This is a genomic window from Methylobacterium sp. HJ2 (genome assembly GCF_056431005.1).
Genome location: NZ_JBWJYM010000001.1, coordinates 549,319 through 568,453 on the forward strand (window position 1 = coordinate 549,319; position 19,135 = coordinate 568,453).

Annotated in this window: 19 protein-coding genes; 9 read left to right on the forward strand and 10 right to left on the reverse strand. The window is 70.6% G+C overall.

Annotation, left to right across the window (positions count from 1 at the left end):
* Positions 1 to 25: 25 nt before the first annotated feature.
* The 5 genes from ACS5RC_RS02615 (at position 26) to ACS5RC_RS02635 (ending at position 4,822) form a co-directional block, all read left to right on the forward strand.
* Complete coding sequence (locus ACS5RC_RS02615; protein ID WP_478342257.1) at positions 26 to 1,042, forward strand: taurine ABC transporter substrate-binding protein; 1,017 nt, start codon at positions 26 to 28, stop codon at positions 1,040 to 1,042.
* Positions 1,039 to 1,872 carry an ABC transporter ATP-binding protein gene (locus tag ACS5RC_RS02620; RefSeq protein WP_478342258.1) on the forward strand — a complete coding sequence of 278 codons (834 nt, stop codon included), beginning with the start codon at positions 1,039 to 1,041 and terminating at the stop codon, positions 1,870 to 1,872. Before ACS5RC_RS02615 ends, ACS5RC_RS02620 begins: the two co-directional genes overlap by 4 nt.
* 20 nt (positions 1,873 to 1,892) lie before the next feature.
* On the forward strand, positions 1,893 to 2,681 hold the full coding sequence (locus ACS5RC_RS02625) for an ABC transporter permease (protein ID WP_478342259.1): 789 nt from the start codon (positions 1,893 to 1,895) through the stop codon (positions 2,679 to 2,681).
* 37 nt (positions 2,682 to 2,718) lie between these two features.
* Positions 2,719 to 4,140, forward strand: a complete 1,422-nt coding sequence (locus ACS5RC_RS02630; protein WP_478342260.1) for an allophanate hydrolase — start codon at positions 2,719 to 2,721, stop codon at positions 4,138 to 4,140.
* A 259-nt stretch (positions 4,141 to 4,399) separates the two neighbouring features.
* Positions 4,400 to 4,822, forward strand: a complete 423-nt coding sequence (locus ACS5RC_RS02635) for a hypothetical protein (RefSeq protein WP_478342261.1) — start codon at positions 4,400 to 4,402, stop codon at positions 4,820 to 4,822.
* A gap of 221 nt (positions 4,823 to 5,043) precedes the next feature.
* On the opposite strand, the gene ACS5RC_RS02640 is transcribed toward ACS5RC_RS02635, so the two are convergent.
* The 4 genes from ACS5RC_RS02640 to ACS5RC_RS02655 all read right to left on the reverse strand — a co-directional run bounded on the left by ACS5RC_RS02640 (position 5,044) and on the right by ACS5RC_RS02655 (position 10,282).
* Positions 5,044 to 7,266 carry a xanthine dehydrogenase family protein molybdopterin-binding subunit gene (locus tag ACS5RC_RS02640; protein WP_478342262.1) on the reverse strand — a complete coding sequence of 741 codons (2,223 nt, stop codon included), beginning with the start codon at positions 7,264 to 7,266 and terminating at the stop codon, positions 5,044 to 5,046.
* 10 nt (positions 7,267 to 7,276) lie between these two features.
* Positions 7,277 to 7,723 (reverse strand): (2Fe-2S)-binding protein, encoded by a 447-nt coding sequence (locus ACS5RC_RS02645; protein ID WP_478342263.1) that lies wholly within the window; start codon positions 7,721 to 7,723, stop codon positions 7,277 to 7,279.
* Between the two features lie 104 nt (positions 7,724 to 7,827).
* Positions 7,828 to 8,784, reverse strand: coding sequence for a GlxA family transcriptional regulator (locus ACS5RC_RS02650; RefSeq protein WP_478342264.1), 957 nt, complete (start codon positions 8,782 to 8,784; stop codon positions 7,828 to 7,830).
* A 514-nt stretch (positions 8,785 to 9,298) separates the two neighbouring features.
* On the reverse strand, positions 9,299 to 10,282 hold the full coding sequence (locus ACS5RC_RS02655; RefSeq protein WP_478342265.1) for an exopolyphosphatase: 984 nt from the start codon (positions 10,280 to 10,282) through the stop codon (positions 9,299 to 9,301).
* Between the two features lie 631 nt (positions 10,283 to 10,913).
* Here ACS5RC_RS02655 and ACS5RC_RS02660 point away from each other — a divergent pair.
* Positions 10,914 to 11,204: a hypothetical protein gene (locus ACS5RC_RS02660; protein ID WP_478342649.1), complete on the forward strand. Its 291-nt coding sequence runs from the start codon at positions 10,914 to 10,916 to the stop codon at positions 11,202 to 11,204.
* 132 nt (positions 11,205 to 11,336) lie between these two features.
* On the opposite strand, the gene ACS5RC_RS02665 is transcribed toward ACS5RC_RS02660, so the two are convergent.
* The 3 genes from ACS5RC_RS02665 to ACS5RC_RS02675 form a co-directional block, all read right to left on the reverse strand.
* On the reverse strand, positions 11,337 to 11,606 hold the full coding sequence (locus ACS5RC_RS02665; protein WP_478342266.1) for a GCG_CRPN prefix-to-repeats domain-containing protein: 270 nt from the start codon (positions 11,604 to 11,606) through the stop codon (positions 11,337 to 11,339).
* Between the two features lie 79 nt (positions 11,607 to 11,685).
* A complete protein-coding gene (locus ACS5RC_RS02670; RefSeq protein WP_478342267.1) occupies positions 11,686 to 12,096 on the reverse strand; it encodes an EF-hand domain-containing protein in 411 nt (136 codons plus the stop codon).
* 79 nt (positions 12,097 to 12,175) lie between these two features.
* The gene (locus ACS5RC_RS02675; protein ID WP_478342268.1) at positions 12,176 to 12,496 is read right to left on the reverse strand and encodes a GCG_CRPN prefix-to-repeats domain-containing protein; all 321 of its coding nucleotides are present in this window, start codon (positions 12,494 to 12,496) and stop codon (positions 12,176 to 12,178) included.
* A 185-nt stretch (positions 12,497 to 12,681) separates the two neighbouring features.
* On the opposite strand from ACS5RC_RS02675, the gene ACS5RC_RS02680 reads away from it, so the two are divergent.
* Together ACS5RC_RS02680 and ACS5RC_RS02685 are read left to right on the forward strand one after the other, a co-directional pair.
* On the forward strand, positions 12,682 to 13,401 hold the full coding sequence (locus ACS5RC_RS02680; protein WP_478342269.1) for a response regulator: 720 nt from the start codon (positions 12,682 to 12,684) through the stop codon (positions 13,399 to 13,401).
* A complete protein-coding gene (locus ACS5RC_RS02685; RefSeq protein ID WP_478342270.1) occupies positions 13,398 to 14,801 on the forward strand; it encodes an ATP-binding protein in 1,404 nt (467 codons plus the stop codon). Before ACS5RC_RS02680 ends, ACS5RC_RS02685 begins: the two co-directional genes overlap by 4 nt.
* 314 nt (positions 14,802 to 15,115) lie before the next feature.
* Here ACS5RC_RS02685 and ACS5RC_RS02690 read toward each other — a convergent pair whose 3' ends face one another.
* Positions 15,116 to 15,253 (reverse strand): hypothetical protein, encoded by a 138-nt coding sequence (locus ACS5RC_RS02690; protein WP_171070245.1) that lies wholly within the window; start codon positions 15,251 to 15,253, stop codon positions 15,116 to 15,118.
* A 587-nt stretch (positions 15,254 to 15,840) separates the two neighbouring features.
* Here ACS5RC_RS02690 and ACS5RC_RS02695 point away from each other — a divergent pair.
* The gene (locus tag ACS5RC_RS02695) at positions 15,841 to 16,113 is read left to right on the forward strand and encodes a hypothetical protein (RefSeq protein WP_478342271.1); all 273 of its coding nucleotides are present in this window, start codon (positions 15,841 to 15,843) and stop codon (positions 16,111 to 16,113) included.
* A 127-nt stretch (positions 16,114 to 16,240) separates the two neighbouring features.
* Here ACS5RC_RS02695 and ACS5RC_RS02700 read toward each other — a convergent pair whose 3' ends face one another.
* Together ACS5RC_RS02700 and ACS5RC_RS02705 are read right to left on the reverse strand one after the other, a co-directional pair.
* The gene (locus ACS5RC_RS02700) at positions 16,241 to 18,625 is read right to left on the reverse strand and encodes a PAS domain-containing protein (RefSeq protein WP_478342272.1); all 2,385 of its coding nucleotides are present in this window, start codon (positions 18,623 to 18,625) and stop codon (positions 16,241 to 16,243) included.
* On the reverse strand, positions 18,622 to 18,813 hold the full coding sequence (locus tag ACS5RC_RS02705; RefSeq protein ID WP_478342273.1) for a type II toxin-antitoxin system ParD family antitoxin: 192 nt from the start codon (positions 18,811 to 18,813) through the stop codon (positions 18,622 to 18,624). The genes ACS5RC_RS02700 and ACS5RC_RS02705 overlap by 4 nt, the downstream gene beginning before the upstream one ends.
* Between the last annotated feature and the right edge of the window lie 322 nt (positions 18,814 to 19,135).

Sequence of the window (19,135 nt, forward strand, 5' to 3'; positions counted from 1 at the left end):
CCCGACGACAACCCTCGAGGCCTCCATGAAACAGATCGCTCTCTGGCTCGCGCTGATCGGATCCCTCCTGACCGGCAGCGCGCCGGCACGGGCGGCTGGCGCCCTGCCCATCCGCATCGGCTTCCAGACCGGCGAGGTGAACGTCCTGCTCTCCTACGCCGTCCAGTCCGGCCTGTTCGAGAAGGAGGGACTCGCCGTCACCCTCTCCCAGTTTCCGGCCGGCCCGGCCATGCTGCCGGCCCTCGCGGCCGGCGAGGTCGATCTCGCCTGGATGGGCGAGTTCCCGGCTGTGACCGGCTACGCCAACGGATTGCCGATCGAGATCCTGTTCATGGAGCGGATCGATGCGACCAACGTCCGGCTGGTCGCCAACCCGGCCGCCGGGATCGCCGGCCTTCCGGATCTCAGGGGCAAGCGGATCGGGGTCGCGATCGGCTCGACGAGCCATTACCACCTGCTGCGCGCGCTCGCCCAGGCCGGGCTCAAGGCGGACGACGTGCGCCTGGTGAATCTCACCCCGGCCAACATGCCGCCGGCCTACGCCGCCGGCCAGATCGACGCCGCCTTCGTCTGGGAGCCGAATGTCGGCGCGATGGAGCGCCAGGGCGCCAAGCCCATCGCGTCGACCCGGAGCCTTGGCATGATCACCGGCGGCGTCTGGGTGTCACGGAAGGCCTTCGTGAGCGGCTCGCCCGAGACCGTGCAGCGCTTCCTGAAGGCCTGGGACAGGGCGCAGCGGGATTATGCGGCCGACCCTGTCCGCGTGCGGGCGGCGGAGGCGAAGCGGATCGGCATGAGCGGTCCCGACTTCGATTCCCTGGTCGCCGGCCAGAGCGTCGCGCATCCGACATTCCGCGAGACCCTGACTGCGGATTACCTCGGGGCACCCGGCCAGGAGATGGAGTCCCGGCTGATGAAGCACCTCCACGGCATCGCCGCCTTCCTCGTCTCCGAGAAGCGGATCCAGTCCGCTCCCGCGGACTGGCCGGGCCTGTTCGATACGAAGCCGATCCAGAGCCACCTCGCGGGCGCCTCGCAATGAGCCGGCCGGCCCTGCGCGTCGCCATGGCCTCGGATCCGGACGCCGAGGCGGCCGCGATCCCGGCGCCGCGGACGGCCTCCCATCCGGTCCTCGCCTTCGACCGGGTCGGCTTCGCCTATGACGGCCGCACGGTGATGCGCGACGTCTCGTTCCGCGTCGGTCCCGGCGAGATCGTCGCGCTGCTCGGCCCCTCCGGGTGCGGCAAGACGACGATCCTGAACATGGTTGCGGGCTTCCTCGAGCCGACCGAGGGCGTGGCCCTGCTCGACGGGCGGGCGATTGCCGGCCCCGGGCCGGATCGCGGGGTGGTGTTCCAGGCCGCGGCGCTGTTCGACTGGATGAGCGTGGCCGAGAACATCGCCTTCAGCCTCCGCTGCGCCGGCCGGCCCAGGCGTGAGCGGCGACGGGTGGCGGAGGAGATGGCCGCCCTGGTGGGACTCTCCGGCCGGGAGGACGCCTACCCGTACGAACTGTCGGGCGGCATGCGCCAGCGCGTGGGCCTCGCCCGGGTCCTCGCCGCACGGCCGCGGGTGATGCTGATGGACGAGCCCTTCTCCGCGCTCGACGTGCAGACCCGCGAGGCGCTTCAGGAGGAGGTGCTGCGCATCCGCGACCGCACCGGCTGCACGATCCTCTTCGTCACGCACAGCATCGACGAGGCGGTCTTCCTCGGCGACCGGGTCCTGCTCCTCGACGACATTCGCACCGGCCGGTTCGAGAGCTTCGACGTGAGCCTGCCGGCGCCCCGGGCCATGCCGGAGAACCGCCTCGCGCCCGCCTTCCTGCGCCTGCGCGAGACGATCTACCGGTGCATGCGCCATCAGACCTGACAGCGCCGAGCGGAGGGCCCATGCGCACCAACGAGACCCGGGCGAGGACCCGCTACCGCATCCTGGCGGCGCTCTCGCCGCTGACGCTCCTCGCCCTCTGGGCGACCGTCACCGCGCAGGGGCTGGTGACGCCGATCATCCTCCCGTCCCCGCTCGCCGTCCTCGCGAGCCTGCAGGACATGATCACGCACGGCTATTCCGGCGTGGATCTGGCGGTCCATGTGCTGGCGAGCCTGCGGCGCGTCGGCATCGCCTTCCTGGGCGGCGCTCTCCTCGGCACCCTGATCGGCCTCCTGCGCGGGCGCGTCCCCGAGATCGACGCCCTCTTCCTCGTGCCGTCCGAGCTTGTCCGACCGATCCCGCCGCTCGGATTGATCCCGCTCTTCATCCTGTGGTTCGGGATCGGGGAGACCTCGAAGATCCTGCTGATCTGCCTCTCCGTGTTCCTGATCGCGATGGTCAACGCCCAGGCGGGGGCCCGCTCCTGCGGCCTGGACGCCCTGCGCGCGGCCCGGTCGATGGGCGCCAGCCGCGTTCAGATCTTCCGCTTCGTCGTGCTGCCCTCGGCGCTGCCGCAGATCATGACGGGCCTCCGCGTGGCGATGGGCACGGCCCTCACCATCCTGGTCGCCGCCGAACTGCTCGGAGGCGACCGCGGTCTCGGCTTCGTGGTGCTCGACGCGTCGAGCTTCTTCCGCACGACCTACGTCTTCGCCGGGATCATCCTCATCGGGCTGTTCGGGCTCGCGAGCGACCGCGCCATCGCGGGTCTCGCGCGCTGGATCGTCCATTGGGAAGGCAAGCGATGACGGTACTCCCCTCCAGGCGGCGATCCCGGAACGGCTCATGACCCTCCACTCGATGTCCCTCGACTTCGCCGCCGTCCGCGCCGCCCTGCGCACCGGCGTCCGTGCCGTCGATCTCGTCGCGGAGAGCTGCCGCCGGGCGCAGGCCTGTGCCGGAGACGGCATCTTCACCGCCCTCGTGCCCGTTGAGACGGTTCTGGCCAGGGCCGAGGCCCTGCAGGCGCGCGCCGACGCGGGCGAGGACCTGCCGCTCCTCGGCCTCACCTTCAGCGTCAAGGACAACCTCCACGTCGCGGGCATGGAGACGACCTGCAACTGCCCGGCCTTCTCGATCTGGCCCGAGGAGAGCGCCCCGGCGATCGGCGCGCTGGAGCGGGCCGGCGCCCTCCTCGTGGGCAAGAATACGATGGACCAGTTCGCCACCGGCCTGAACGGGACGCGCAGTCCCGAGCCCCTGTGCCGCAACGCCGTCGATCCAGCCTTCATCCCGGGCGGATCGAGCTCGGGCTCGGCGGTCGCGGTCGCGCGCGGCCTCGTGGCCTTCTCGCTCGGCAGCGACACCGGTGGGTCGGGCCGCGTCCCGGCGGCCTGCAACGGCATCGTCGGCCTGAAGCCGACGCTCGGCCTCGTCAGCAACCGCGGGATGGTTCTCAACAGCCGGTTGTTCGATTGCATTCCGGTTTTCGCCCGGACCTGCGGCGACGCCTACGAGATCCTCGCATTCATCAGGGGATACGACGCGCTCGATCCGTGCAGCCGGGCGCAGCCCGATCCGATCGGACGCGGGCGCCTGCCCGACGGGCCGGCGACGCTGGCCGTCTTCCGGGACGACGAGATGCCGTTCTTCGGCGACGCGCAGGCCCGGCGCGCCTACGAGACGAATCTGGCGTCCCTCGCCGCGGAGGGGCATCGCTTCCGGCACGTGCCATTCGCCCCGTTCGCCGAGGCCGGACGCATCGTCTTCGAATCGGCACTCGTGGCCGAGCGGCTGATCGCCTACGGCCCGATCCTGGCGGCGCGGCCGGACGCGATACATCCTGCGGTGCGCCGGGCCATCGAGGCCGGCTCCGCCTACTCCGCCCGCGATGCCCTGGCGGCTCTCTACCGGCTCCAGGATCTAAAGCGGGAGACGGCGGCGATCCTCGAGGGCACGGACGCCCTCGTCGTTCCGACGGTGCCGACGATCTTCACCATCGCGGACATGCTGGCCGAGCCGATGGCGCGCAACACGATCATGGGGACCTACACCTACTTCGTGAACCCGCTCGACCTCTGTGCCGTGACCGTGCCCGGCCGTGCACGCAGCGATGGCTTGCCGTCCGCACTCTGCTTCATCGGCCGTGCCGGCGACGATGATGGGATCGGTGCGCTCGCGCGCAGATTCGAAGAGGCGGGCCCCACCGGGTTGCCCGCATCGGCCGGCACGGGGTCAGCCGATGTCGGCGGGGAACTGGTCGCCTAGGGGTCTGGATCTCTGACGAGTCCAGACGGCCCTCGCGGAGGATGGGGACCGACACGAGCGGACGTCCTGCGTCCGGTTCCTCTCTCGGACTGAACGGCTGCACGCTCACGGAGGGCTCCGATAGAGCCTTGAACAGCGGCCCTCTATCGACTTCATCAATATCAATTATCGATCGTATCTGTTTGATCGATGTGCCCCTCGTTCGCATCTTCGCCTCATCGCACGGCGGCACACGCTGCCACACCGAGAGGCTCGAACGATGAGACACCCAACCAACGCCCTCGCCGCCGCCCTTGCACTCACGGCCGGTATCCTTTCCGCGGTCTCCGCCTCCGAGGTGATCTCCACCGGTCCCGCAGGCAACGCCGTCTCCGTCCCCACCGTTCTGGGAGCGGGCTACCACGTGCCGGGCATCGCGCTGAGCGCCGCCGACGTTCGTGCGCAGGGCGAAGGCGTCGTGCCGGGCTTGTCGCGCTGGCGGCGGGCGCCCGAGGCGACGGCAGCGGCCGAACCCTTCAAGACGCCCGTCGCGTTCACCGTCGCCTACCGGCATCCCCGCATCGCGACGGACGGCCCCGAGGTCCTCAGGCAGGGTGGGTTCGCGACCGCGGGCGCCGTTCGCTGGCTGCCCGATGTCCCGGCCGCGGACGCTGCCGGCACCGTCAAGCTCGGTGCTCTTTGAGCCTCGAGCGTGCCGGCGGCCCTGGGCCTGGCCGGTCGATCGGATCGGCCGGGACCGTCCCCGGGGGCGGGAAGCGATGAGGATCGCGGCGGCGGACGGGCTCGAAACCCCGCCCGCCGCGGCGGCCGGTCGATCCGCCTGGGCGTCGGCGATCGCGGGACACAGGCCCGACACGCGCGATGCCCGCGCTCCGTGTCAGCCGTGTCGCCGCGGATCCTTCGTCAGGCGGAGGAGAGCTTGGTGTTGGCGACCGGCAGCGCGCGGATCCTCTGGCCGGTGAGCGCCGCGATGGCGTTGAGGATTGCGGGCGGCACGCCCGGCAGGCCCGGCTCGCCGACCCCGCCCATCGGTGCGCCGCTCTCGACGATCCGCACGTGCACCGTCGGCATGTGCTCGCGGCGCAGGACCGGATAGGTGTCGTAGTTCTGCGATTGCCGCACTCCGTCGCGGTAGACGATCTGCTCGAACAGGACCGAGGACAGGCCGAGCGCCGCCGCCGATTCCACCTGCGCCTTCACGATGGCCGGGTTCACGATGCTGCCGGGATCGAACGCGATCCAGAGGGTGTGGACGCGCGCCTCGCCGCCCTCCACCGAGACCTCCGCGATCGTCGCGGTCTCCGACCCGAAGGGCGAGGCCATGGCGATGCCGCGGGCGCGCATCCCGCCCTCGGCCCGGTAAGGGCCGCGCTGCCAGCCCCCGGACATGTCCGCCACCGCCGAGAGGAGGGTGCGGTGCCGGGCGCTGCCCTGAAGGAGCGCCATGCGGAGCGCGAAGGGATCCTGACCGCCAGCCTCGGCGATCTCGTCCAGGAAGCTCTCGTAGAACGCGTCGTTCATCGAATGTCCGACGGAGCGCCAGAACGCGATGTTCACGGGGTGGGGGACCTTCGTGAAGGTCATGCGCCGGTTCGGCACCGCGTAGGGCTTCTCGACGAGGCCCTCGACCGCGGACGGGTCGACGGGCGTCTGCATCATCATGCTGAAGTAGCGGCCGATCGGGCCTTCGCCGACGGTCCGCACGTCCAGCGCCGTCGGCCGCCCCGCCGCGTCGAGGGCGGCGCGGAAGCGGCTGAAGCTCAAGGGCCGCACCGCGTCGCGGGCGAACTCCTCCTCGCGCGACCACAGCACCTTCACGGGGCGGCCGGTGGCCTTGGCGAGCAGGATCGCCTGCGGGAACGGGTTGCCGGCCTCGTAGGTGAAGTGGCGCCCGAAGAAGCCGCCGAGCATCGGCGAATGGATGCGGACCTGGGCCGGCTGAAGCCCGGCGACCTTTGCCGACACCGCCTGGAACACCTCAGGCATTTGGTTCGGAAGCCAGACGTCGAGGCTGCCGTCGCCGTCGAACCGCGCGATGGCCGAGGGCGGCTCCAGCTGGGCATGGGCGAGGTAGGGGGCGTCGTAATCGGCCTCCACGACCTTGGCCGCCTTGGCGAAGGCGCCGGCCACGTCGCCCTCCTCCTCGGCCACGTGGCCCGGGTCGGTCGAGGCCCTGAGTGCCGCGAGCATGCCCTCGGACGAGAAATCGGCCGCGACCGTCTCGATGCTGCTGGGCTTGGGCGCCGACCACTCGACCGTCAGGGCCTCGACGGCCTTCCTCGCCCGCCACCAGCTGTCGGCGGCGACGGCCACCGCGCCGGGCAGGCGGTGGACCGAGTGCACGCCCGGCATGGCCTTGATCTCAGCCTCGTTGCCGAGGCCCTTCGGATCCGTGCCGAGGCGCGGCGCGTGCTGCACGGCCGCGTAGAGCATGCCCTCGACTTTCTGGTCGATCGCGTAGATCGCCCGGCCCATAGACTTGTCCCGCACGTCGAGTCGGGGAACGGGCCGGCGGATGTAGCGGAAGGTCGCCGGATCGCGCAGCGGGACGGATTCGTTCGGCTTCAGCTTCAGAGCGTCCGCCGCGAGCTCGCCATAGGCGAGGGCGCGGCTCGTGGCGGCGTGCAGCACGACCCCGTCCCGGGTGGTGAGCTCTCCGTCCTGCACCTTGAGCCGGGCCGCCGCCGCGCGGATCATCAGGTCGCGGGCGGTGGCGCCGAGGCGGCGCATGGTCTCGTAGCTCGACCGGGTGGAGAAGCTTCCACCGGTCATGCGGATGCCGTTCACGACGGCGTAGTCCGGCCCGGGCGGCGCGCATTCCACGACAAACCGAGACGGCGGCACGTCGAGTTCCTCGCCGACGATCTGCGCCATGCCGGTCGCGATGCCCTGGCCCCCCTCCACGAAGGGACTCAGGAGCTTGATGGTGCCGTCCGGATGGATCTCCAGGAAGGCCGCGACCCGGGTCCCGGGCTTCGGCGCGAGGGCGCCCGCGCCCTCCGCGGGGCCCTGCGCCTCGGCGCGCGCGATGCGCGCCGGCAGGACGGCACTGAGGACGAGAACGCCCCCGGTCGCCGCGAGGAAGCGGCGGCGGGACGGAGCCGTTCGGGAGCGGTCTGGATTCATGGCGGGCCCCTCAGGCGGCGGCCTGCCGCACGGCGGCGGCGATGGCGTTGTAGGTTCCGCACCGGCACAGGTTCGTCATCGCGTCGGCGATGTCGCCGTCCGTCGGGCGCGGCGTCTGCTTCAGCAGGGCGGTGGCGGCCATGACCTGGCCGGACTGGCAATAGCCGCATTGCGGCACCTGCAAGGCCACCCAGGCCTCCACGACCTTCCGGCCGATCTCGTCCTGCTCGATCGCCTCGATCGTGGTGACGGCCTGGGTGCCGACGCTCTCCAGAGGCACCTGGCAGGACCGCGTCGCCTGCCCGTCCACGTGGACGGTACAGGCCCCGCACTGCGCGATGCCGCAGCCGTATTTCGTCCCGGTCAGACCGAGCGTGTCGCGCAGGACGAAGAGCAGCGGCGTATCGGGTTCGGCATCGACTGCGTATTGGCGACCGTTGATCGTCAGGCTCATCATGGCCGCGACTCTCCGACAGTAAGCAGCTCCCTGAGGCCATGCTTACGCAGAGCCTTCGGAACGAACCACGTCATAATTGCCACCTTTTCGGCCAAGCCGATGGGTCAGACGACGGCGAGCGGCCCGGCCGCCCGGCGGATCGCCCGCGGGGCTTCCCCTTGGACGCGAAGGAACGCCCGGCGCATCCGCTCGCGATTGGCGAAGCCGGCGGCGTGGGCGATCTCCTCGATGGGCAGGCGGCTCTGCTCCAGCATGTGCTTGGCGGCCTCGACGCGCATCGCCTCGACCGCCTTCGCCGGCGAAGCCCCAGTCTCGGCCCGGAACGTCCTCGTGAACTGGCGCGGGCTCAGGCAGGCGACCGCGGCGAGATCGTCGGTGGTCAGCGCTCGCCCCAGGTTCTGCCGCGCATAGGCGAGCACGCTCTGGATCCGGTCGCTCGGCGCGTCGAAGTCGAGCAGGGCCGAGTGCTGAGCTTGGCCCCCGGCGCGGCGGCGCTCCATCACGAGGCCCCGCGCCACGGTCTGGGCCAAGTCCCGGCCATGGTCGCGCTCGATCATGCCGACGGCGAGGTCGATGCCCGCCGACATGCCGGCGGAGGTCCAGATGTTGCCGTCCGCGACGTAGATCTTGTTGATGTCGAGGCTGCACGCGGGATAGCGGGTGCGGAACTGGGACGCATACCGCCAGTGGGTCGTCGCGCGCCGTCCGTTCAGCAAGCCGGCATCGGCCAGGACGAAAGCGCCGAGGCACAGGCCCGCCAGGCGGCGGACGGACCCGGCCGCCTCCCGGAGGTAGGCGAGAAGCTTCGGGCTCGGCTCGGGAAGGCTGATGCCCGCGGCGACGAGGATCGTATCGAAGGCGGACGGCTCGCTTAAGCGTTCGGTTCCGACGACGGGGCCGTACCCGGAGGGAAGGAGGCCCCCAGCCTCCGACAGCACACGGATGTCGTAGGTCGTATCGGTGACGTATCTATTGGCTACGGCAAAGGGCGAGGTCGCGGCCAAGCCCATGAAGTCGAAGTCCTCGCAAAGCACGAGCCCGATGCGCCGGACGCCCGCCATCGAAGACCTCTCCCATCCCGCCGGCTCGTGCCCAAGCTCTACATCAGACCGCAGGCAAACGGGGACAAGCGGGACGGCCGAAAACGAGGCCTCTTCGTCCGGTACCCGCGCCGGCCGATGCGAGTCGCCAAGCAGCCGAGCGGCGGTGCGACGCGGCCCGGTTTCCCGGAGACGTCTGATACGCGCCTTGGGGCTTGGTCGGGTCCGGGGGCAGGGGAGGGGGGTGGGACACCGGAAGGCGACGCCCGGTCACGCTCGCGTTGGGACGCGAGACGGTCGCGCTGCCCAGAGGCATCGCCGCGCCGCAGACGCCGATCGTGGAGCCGCAATCCCCCGCCCGAGCGCCTGCAGGAAGCGGGCGGCCATGAAGCGCTGGGCCGGGGGTGATGAAGGCGCGGTGCCGGCAGCCTCGGTGGCGAGGTGGGGCGGCGGGCATGTCCATTGGGACGAGGGCCGGTCCAAACCCCCAGTCCGCGGGGCGCCCGGTACTCAGGTACCGGGCGCCCCGGTCGCCTCAGGCCGCAGCCTTGCAGCTCTCGCCCGAGAGAGCTCCGATCAGCTCAGCCTTGACGATATCCGCGCGCGCGTTGGGGATCTGGCAGGTTCCGGCAGCCCGATGCCCGCCGCCGCCGTAGCCGAGGCACAGCGCGCCGATATCGACTTGCGAGCCGCGGTCCAGGATCGATTTGCCGAGGGCAAACACGGTGTTCTGCTTCTTCAACCCCCACATGACGTGAGCCGAGACGTCGCAATCGGGGAAGAGCGCGTACACGGTGAAGCGGTTGCCCGCGTAGATGATCTCCTCGTCGCGCAGATCGATCAGCGCGAGCTTGCCGTGCACCGACGTGCAGCGGCGGAGCTGTTCCGCGAAAGGCTCGCGGTGCGCGTTGTAGAGGTCGACGCGCTCTTTGACGTCTGGAAGGGCCAAGACCTCAGTGATGCTGTGGTCGCGGCAATGCTCGATGAGCTGCATCATGAGCTCGTAGTTCGAGATGCGAAAATCGCGGAACCGTCCGAGGCCCGTGCGAGAATCCATCAGGAAGTTGAGCAGCACCCAGCCCTGCGGATCGAGAATCTCTTCGCGGGTGAACTGCGCCGCGTCAGCCTTGTCCACGGCCGCCATCAACTCGTCGCTGACGCGCGGGAAGGACGCGGCGCCGAAATGTCGGTGAACGACGCGGGCCGCGGAGGCCGCCGTCGGGTCGATGACGTGGTTCGGAAGATGCCGTCCGGCGTTGCGCGTCATCTCGCTCAAGTGATGATCGAAGGCGAGGTGGCAGCCGTCGACATAGGGCAGGTTGGTGATGATATCGCGGTCCGTGATCGGGACGATGCCGTCCTGCATGTCCTTGGGATGGACGAACTTGATCTCATCGATCAGGTCGAGCTCACGCAGCAGCATGCCACAGACGAGCCCGTCGAAATCACTACGCGTCACGAGGCGAAATTTCTGCGGCATGGTGAATCGTTCCTCCGAACCGATGCAGGAGTGTTCCACCGCGCGCTGAAGGTATCGTTACGTCCGATCGGTCGGGACCAGGTTTGGTTGAGAGAAGCTTGATAGAGCCGGTCGATTGCAACAGAACGCGCGTTCGCGGCCGATCGGAAGTTTCCGATGGTCGCCTCCGCGTCTCAGGTGCTGGACGTCGCACGGCTCGGATCGGCCGGGATGGGGCAGTTCCGGCGTTCAGGAACTCCGCGTCTCGCGCTGGAGCCGCATCGCGGCTTCGTTCCCGTCCGTCCGCGCGCGTCCTGGCTCGAAAGCCATAGCTCGGGCCGGGCCACGTCACTGGAGTGGATCCGCCGTCCTTCGCGGCGCGGTCCTCGCCGACACCGGCAGAGACAGCACGGGCCCCGTCACAACCCCGGATACGGGCCCGGCTCGGTGATCACGCGACGCGGATGTCCAGGCTGATGCGTAGTGTGACGCCCCCATTAAGACGCCGTTCAAGCAGCATTCATCTGGGCCTGGTCTTTGGATCGATGGCGAGCCGGCCCCAGGACGCCAATGGAATGCGGGGACCCTGCGTATTCGCTCACTAAAATTTGCGCGGCTATCCCTACCGTAAGGCCAGCGAGCACTTACATCGCCGTTGCGGCGTTCAGGCCGCCGAGGACAGAATACCATGATGAAGCGTGTCGCTGTGGCCGCCGTGGCGGCGAGTGCCCTTCTGGCCGCCGGCCAAGCCGCCGAGGCGAAGGGCTGCATCAAGGGCGCCATCGTCGGTGGCATCGCCGGACACTACGCCGGGCATGGCGTCCTGGGCGCCGTCGGCGGCTGCGCGGCCGGTCGAGCCCTGGCCAAACGTCAGGCTGAGCGTCAGCAGGTCGCTCCCTCGGCCCAGCGGGCAGCTCCGCCGGTGAGGACCGGGGCCGCCGCCCGCCCCAGCCAGGGCGCCGGCGGCTACGTCGGTTACTGACGCGGAGACGGCGCCGTGCCCTTGCGCGGCGCCGTCCGGTGAGCGCGGGTCACGGGGCTGCCGGCGAAATCCGCGGATGGGGTGCGACGGCCGTCTCGGCCGCCGTCCGGGTCTGCCCTGCCGAGCCGGCGGTCAGCGATGGCAGCGTCCGGCAGGCCCGCGATAGAGACCGGGCGGACACCCACGGGGTGCGCCCGTCATGGCGCGCCGGATCGCGCCACGCGGGCCCTGGTTCAGGCGACATCCGCCGTACGGGCCTCGATGGGCGCCGAAGCCGCAGCCGCCGCGGGCGAGCACGATGGGCGCGTCGAGGCCGGCCGGGTTCGGTGCGAGCGGCAATGCTTGAGCTTGGCCGATGGCGAACAGTGCCACGGATGCCGCGGCGGCGATGACGAGTTTCATGGCGATTCCTGCGTGACGTGATGGCCGGACCCAAGGAGGCCGTCCTGGACAGAGCGGCGGGAGGTCGCGTTTCACCGGATCACTTGGTCCGGCCGGGTCGCTCCGCGCGGGTGACGCGACCGTCATGGTTGGCGTCGAGATGCGCGAACCGCTTGGCTGTGACCGCGTCGATCTCCTCGGCGGTGACGAAGCCGTCCCCGTTCGCGTCCAGGCGCCGGAAGCGTTTGGCCGGATCGGCCGGGCCCTTGCCGGGATGGGCGGCCCACCAGGACGTCCATTCCGCCTCGCTGATGCGGTTGTCGTGGTCGCTGTCCGCCCGCATCAGGCGGGTCCGGTGGCGGGCCTGGAAAGTCGCCAAGTCGACGCCCTCGGGCTTCTGCTCGGCAGCGGGCGTAGCCGGCGAGGGTGCCTCCGGCGGTGGGGCCTGGGCGATGGCGGCTGAGGCCGACAACAACGCCGCGAGGGTCAGGCACAGGGGTCTGCAGGCCATGTCTGGATCCTTGCTGGATGGGCAGGGCGGGATCGCACCCTTCCGTGCGATCCCGTGGTCGGGGGCCGGAGCGGACCCGTTACCAGCGGTGATGCCAGCCGCCGTGGCGGTAGCCGCCCCAGCGGTGCCAGCGCGGGCCGCCCCAGCCGATGCGACGGGGCCCGTAGAACCGGGGGCCGTAGACGCGGGGACCGTAGAAGGCCGGCCGGACCACGTAGACGCGCGGCCCGAGGTTCGGACGGCAGAAGCCGTAGAGCCCGCGATGGAAGCCCAGGCCGCAGCCGTCACGGGCCTCGGCCGTGCCGGCCGTGGCCAGCGGTGCCGCGAGACCCGCGGCGAGGAGCGCAGCCGGAAGCAGGCGCTTCACTCCGGAGGCGGCGATGTTCGTCAGACCCGTCATGGCAGGTTCTCCCTTGTTGATTGCGATGGGGGAAGATTGCCCGGGTGCTGTCGCAGGGGTTTGCCGGGAAACCCCGATTGTGTCGCGGACGGTCGCGGGACCGGGGAGCCTGACACACCTTGCGACAACTTCGTCGAGAGCCGGATCGCGCACCGCGTTAGAACCGGCACATGGGACACGCAGCCATGGACCACGCCCACGTTCTGGTGGTCGACGACCACCGCGACATCCGCGACCCGCTCGCGGCCTACCTGAAGCGGCACGACCTCCGGGTCAGCGTTGCCGCCGACGCGACGGCCGCCCGGGCGGCGCTGTCGGGCTCGGCCATCGACCTCGTGATCCTCGACGTGATGATGCCGGGCGAGGACGGGCTCTCGCTCTGCCGTCACATCCGCGAGGTCCACGACACGCCTGTCATCCTGCTGACCGCGCTGGCCGGGCAGACGGACCGCATCGTCGGGCTCGAGATCGGCGCGGACGACTACGTGGTGAAGCCGTTCGACCCGCGCGAGCTCCTGGCCCGGGTCAAGAATCTCCTGCGCCGTGCCCGGGCGCTTCCCCGCGCGCGCGATGCCACCGATGGAAGCCGGCTCGCCTTCGACCGCTGGGTGTTCGACACCGACCGCCGCGAGCTGGTCGACCAGGCCGGTCTGGCGGTGGCCCTCAGCACGGCCGAGTTCCGCCTGCTCTGCGCGCTGACGCGCCATCCGCGCATCGTCCTGTCGCGCGACCAGCTCCTCGACCTGACCAGCGGCCGGGCCGCGGAGGGCTTCGACCGCAGCATCGACAACCAGGTCAGCCGGCTCCGGCGCAAGCTCGAACGCGATCCGGCCCGTCCGGAGCTTCTCAAGACCGTCTGGGGCGGCGGCTACGTCCTCGCGACCGATGTCAGGGTGGCGTCGTGAGGTTGGGACCGGGCTCCCTCGGCGGTCGGCTGGCCCTCCTGCTGGTGTTCGCCGTCGTCGGCGCGCAGGTCGTGGCTTTCGCCATGTTCACGCGGGAAACGTCCTGGGTCGGCCGAGCCGCCGCGCGCACCCAGGTGGTCGACCGCGTCGCCACCCTGGTTCGCCTGCTCGATACGGTGCCGCCGGACGCCGTGCCCCGGGTCATCGAGGCCTACGGCTCGCCCCGCCACCGGTTCACCATCGACACCGCCAGCTTGGTGCCGGACAACGCCATGGACGCGGACGAGGCCATTCTCGCCCGTCGCCTCGACCGGCGCATGCGGGACGGGGCGAGCCAAGCCCGCCTCCTGCTCGTCGAACGGGATCAGGACCGTCAGCCCGAAGCGACGTCGGACCGTCTCGCCGACAAGCCGCAGATCCTGCGCGTGTCCGTCCGGCTCGACGATGGCCGATGGCTGAACGGCGAGGCGCCGCTCGCGCTCCCGACGCCGCCCTGGATCCGCGTCGGGCTGATCCAAGTCGCCGCCAGCGTCGCCGCCGTCCTTGCCGTGACCGGCATCGCGTTGCGGGGCATCGTCGGGCCCGTGAAGGCCCTGGCCCGGACCGCCGAGCGCGCCGGCCGGGGCGTCGCCGTGGAGCCCCTGCCGGAGCGGGGGCCGCGCGAGCTTCGGACCATGACGGCCGCCTTCAACCTGATGCAGGCGCGCTCGCGGGCTTTCGTCACGGACCGGACTCGGATGCTCGCCGCCATCAGCCACGACCTGCGCACGCCGATCGCCTCGCTCTGGCTGCGCGCGGAGATGGTCGAGGATGCGGAGCTGCGCGAGGCGATGGTGCGCACGATCTCGGACATGCGCGGAATGGTCGAGGCGACGCTCGCCTTCGCGCGGGAGGACGCGCTCAGCCAGGAGGACGGCCCGTTCGACCTCGCCGCTCTGCTGACGGTTCTCGTCGATGATGAAAGGGTCCTGGGACACGACGTGTCCCTGTCCGCCCCCGAGGCACTGCCTTTCCACGGGCGCGCGACGGCGCTGCGCCGCGCCTTCGGCAATCTGATCTCCAATGCCGTCCGCTACGGCGGATGCGCCAGGATCACCCTGGAACGCCGCGATGGCGCCGTCGTCGCGACCGTCGACGACGACGGACCCGGCATCCCCGCGGACCGGATCGAGGAGATGTTCGCGCCGTTCGCCCGCCTCGACGCCTCCCGCAGCGTCGAGACCGGGGGGACCGGCCTCGGCCTCGCCATCGCGCGCTCCGGCGTTCGAGCCCATGGCGGCGAGATCGCCCTCCTGAATCGTCGGGCTGGCGGGCTCCGGGCGCAGGTGACTTTGCCTGCTCCGGAGGCGAAGCCCCTGACCGGGACCGAGACATCTGCGGGCGTGCCGGGACGCGACTGACGCCCGGAGCCGCGGGCTACGGGTCTTCCGACGGCTCTATCGCGCGGCCCACGAGGCCGAAGGCTCCGATCGTACGCCACCGGCTGGGGCCAGCGCCCCATTCTTCCCTGAGATGCGTCGCCTTCCCCGATGGTTTCTCGGACCGCATTGACGCCCCGGCGGGCGTCGCGACCCGAGCCCCCTGTACGCACTCAGGAGGGTCACCCGGTTCTAGCGGACAGCGGCCGTCGCCCCAGGGGCGCCGTCGCAGGCCGCCCGCTGCGTCGCGCGGACCGGCACCGTCTCGCCGAACGCCGCTCTCGACCGAACCGTCCTTACTTCGATTTGCCCCCCTTCTTTCCAAGCTCGGCCTGGGCCGAGGACGAGGTGCGCGGGTTCGACTTGCCCTCGTGGCTCGCCTTGGCATTCGCCTTCTTCGCCGTGTCGCTGCCGTGGCCCTTCTTCTCGGTCATCTGGGTCTCCTCAGGGAATGACCGGCAATGCCCAGTCAGTACCCCGCGTTCCGCCTTGCAAGCGCCTCGACCTCTGCGGACACGATGGCGAAGCCTTGGGCGGTAGCGCCCGCGCGCAGCCTCGAAGGTCGCGCTGAACGCCGGCACGGCGGTGTGCGGCGATCCCAGATACAAGCCCGGCCGTCGCCGCCTCCCCGGTACGAGTCAGCTCCGCCGAGCCCTGGACCCGGCGCGCGATCTGCTCGACCGAGATGCCGAGCTCCTCGGCGGCCGCGCCTCTGCCCCGAATCGTGGAGATCCGCTTCGCCGCGGCAATCCGTGCAAACCGGGTCCGGCGTCCGGGATGCGGGCTCGCCAACGATGAATGCGATGCGCGCTTGCCCCGGCGACCGTCGACTGCCGTGAGCTGCGACCGGCCGGAGCAGATATCGAATCGACCGCTGCGACCGTCGGGGAAGGACGGACTTCGGTAAGGATGGCGTGGAGAACAACGTACTCCGCGGAACGGAGCCGAAGCTGTGCCGTTCCCCAATCCCGGACGGCGTCATTTCCGACGCCTCACCGGCAACGACAATGCGAGGAAGCCCATGAGGAAGTCCCTGTTCGCCGCCGCCATCCTGGCAACCCTGGGCGTCGCCTCCGCCGCCCCGGCGTCCGCCGCCCCCGGCCTGATCGGCGCGATCGAAGCCCCGGTCGCTGTTACCGAGGTCAGGATGGACGGCATGCACGGTCACCGCGGCCACATGATGGGCCACCGTCACATGCGCGGCCACATGATGCGCCATCACCGCGGCCACCACATGATGCGGCGCCACCATATGCGCGGCCACATGATGGGCCACCGCGGCCACCGGATGTGACCCTCCGTTAGCCGGGGCAGTCACCCGGCGAGAGAGCGTGGCAGGGGCGGGGCGCATCGGCGCGTCCTACCCCTCAAGCGGTTGACACGACGGAGATCTCCGCGACCGCCACCCGTGGCGCGTCCGACTAGGTGGCCGGCGCTTCGCGCGGCAGGTCGAGCGCTCGGTGCAGGATGCGTCCGAGCTGCTCCGCAGAATAGGGTTTGTGCAGCAGCTCGAACCCGTGCGTGCCTTCCTGCGCGAGCACGTGGCTGTATCCGGAGGCCAGAACCACCGGCAGATGCGGCAGCCGTCGTTTTGAGGCATGAGCGAGCGCGATCCCGCCCATGCCCGGCATCACGACGTCGGAAAACACCACCTCGAACCCGTTGCCGTCGCCGCCGAGCCTGTCCAGCGCCTCTTCGGCATTGGCCGCCCATGTGGGCCTGTAGCCCAAATCCTCCAGAATCTGCGTCGCGAACTGGCCCACGGCGACATTGTCCTCCACCACGAGGATGCGCTGGCCCGCGCCCAACGGTGCCAGGTCCCCGTTCTGCGACGGGTCGCGCCGGAGGCTCTCCTCGGGTTCGACCTCCGGCAAATAGAGGGTGAAGGTGGTGCCGTCCCCGACGGCGCTCGCCACGTCGACGTCGCCGCCGGACTGCTTGGCGAAGCCGAAGACCTGACTGAGTCCGAGGCCGGTACCCTTGCCAACCTCTTTCGTCGTGAAGAACGGCTCGAAGATCCGCCCGAGCTGGTCCGCCGGGATGCCCGAACCCGTATCCGTCAGGGAGACCGCGGCGAAGGCGTTGCGCGACCCGGCATGTCCGCGGATCGGCGGAAGGTTCGTGTTGCAGCCCAGACGCAGAGTGAGCGTCCCTTCCCCATCCATGGCGTCGCGGGCATTGACCGCGATGTTGATGAGGGCGGTCTCGAACTGGCTCAGGTCGGCCCGGACGAAGCAGGGGCGGTCCGGCACCTCCGCGATCACGCGGACACGCGCGCCCGTGACAGTGTCGAGCATCTCGGCGATCCCGCGCACCTTCTGCCCGACGTCGAACACCTCCGGCTTGAGGGCTTGCCGGCGGGCGAAGGCGAGCAGCTGGCCCGTGAGCTTGGCGGCCCGCTCCACGGTCTCGGATACCGCGTTGAGGTAGCGGTCCTTGCGCGCATCGGGGAGGTCCGGCCGGCGCAGGAAATCGACCGACGAGCGGATGATCGTCAGAAGGTTGTTGAAGTCGTGCGCGACGCCGCCGGTCAACTGGCCGACCGCCTCCATCTTCTGTGACTGGCGCAACGATTCTTCCGCTTGGCTCAGCGCCTCGGCCCGCTCCCGCTCGGCAGTGATGTCCCGGCCGGTCGCGTAGGTGACGTCGCCCGATGGAGCCGCCACCCAGGAGATCCAGCGCAGCGAGCCGTCCTTGTGGCGATAGCGGTTGACGATGCGCGGCAGGCCCCCCTCGGCCGCCAAGGCGTAGGCGTCGACCGTCTCGGCGTGGTCGTCCGGGACCACGAACTCGTTGACGTAATGGCCGACCAACTCCTCGGGGGCGTAGCCGAGCAGCGTCGTCCAAGCCGGATTCACGCGGCGGAAGACGCCCTGGAAGTCGATCACCAGCAGGAGGTCGGGCGAGATGTTCCAGAGGTGGTTCATCTCGGCTGTGCGTTCGGCCGCCTCGCGGGCGAGGCTGTCGGCGCGGGCGCTCAGCAGGGCCGCCGCGTCACGCAGGGCGGTCACGTCCTGGACGAACACGTGAAACCCGTCCACGGCGCCGCCGGCGTCGCGGCGAGGCAGGTAGCGGATATCGGCGATGCGCCGCCGGCCATCACGCCGGGGCCAGTCCAGGTCCATCTGGACCGCCTCGCCCGCCAGGGCGCGCTCGATCATGGGGCGGCGGGCGCTGTAGCCCTCCGCGCCCGCGATGTCGGCGATGGTCCGCCCGACGACCTGATCGGGAGGAAGGCCGAACCATTCCTCGTGGGCGGCATTGGCGAAGCGGTAGGTCAGCGAACGGTCGATGAACGACACCAGGAAGGGCAGGGCGTCGGTGACGAGCCGCAGCTCGGTCTCGGCCGCGTCGCGGCGCCGGCTCGCCAGCACGCCCTCGGTGGTCTCGTTGGCGATATTGAGAAAGCCGGCGGTGACCCCGCCCTCGCGCAACGGGCTGTAGGCGAAGGTCCAGTAGGTGTCCTCGGGGTAGCCCTTGCGGGTCATCACGAGGTGCAGGTCGGTGAAGTGCACCTCCTCGCCGGCCATCGCCCGCTCGATCAGCGGGTGGATGTCGGCCCAGACGTCGTGCCAGACCTCCCGGATCGGCCGTCCGAGCGCGTCCGGGTGCCGGGTGGCGAGGAAGTCGGCGTAGGCGTCGTTGTACAGGAGGGTCAGCTCCGGCCCCCACGCCGCGCACATGGGGAAGGGCGAGGCCAACATCATGTCGTGGATGGTGACCAGGGTGGCGGGCCAGCCTGCCCGCGGACCGAGGGGCGTGGTGCTCCAGTCGAACGCCTGAATCGAGAACGCGCCGTCTCTCATGCCTCCGACGACCCCTTGGCGCGCGCGGAGCGCTGCTCCTGGAATGCCGCCTCACGCTCGTCGAGGAGGCGCAGGCCCGCCCGGACGACCTCGCTGAAATTGTTGTAGCGCCCGGAGGCGAGGAGCCGCTCCGCCACGGCGTGCAGCTCGGGACTGAGGGAGATCGAGACGTTCTTCCGCACCGACATGGCGCCGTGATGGCCTGTGCGAACAGATATGACCAGCGGCGCGCTTGTCGCACATCCGTCGGCGGGCAGGGGCCGCCACGCCGCCGCTCCGAGCCGCGACGATCCCCCTCGGCTCACGTCTCGCTGATGGGCCCCGGCGGCTGCGGTGCCGGCGGCTCGGTCGGCGGGTCGCCCGCGGGCGGCGCCGGATCCGGTGGCGGGTCGCCGATGGGCGGCAACGGATCGTCGCTCGGGTGCGGCGTATCGGATTGCATGGTGTGACCCCCGTGGGCTCCCGGGCGGGGAGCGAGGCTCAACGCGCGACGGGCCGGAAGGTCGCCTC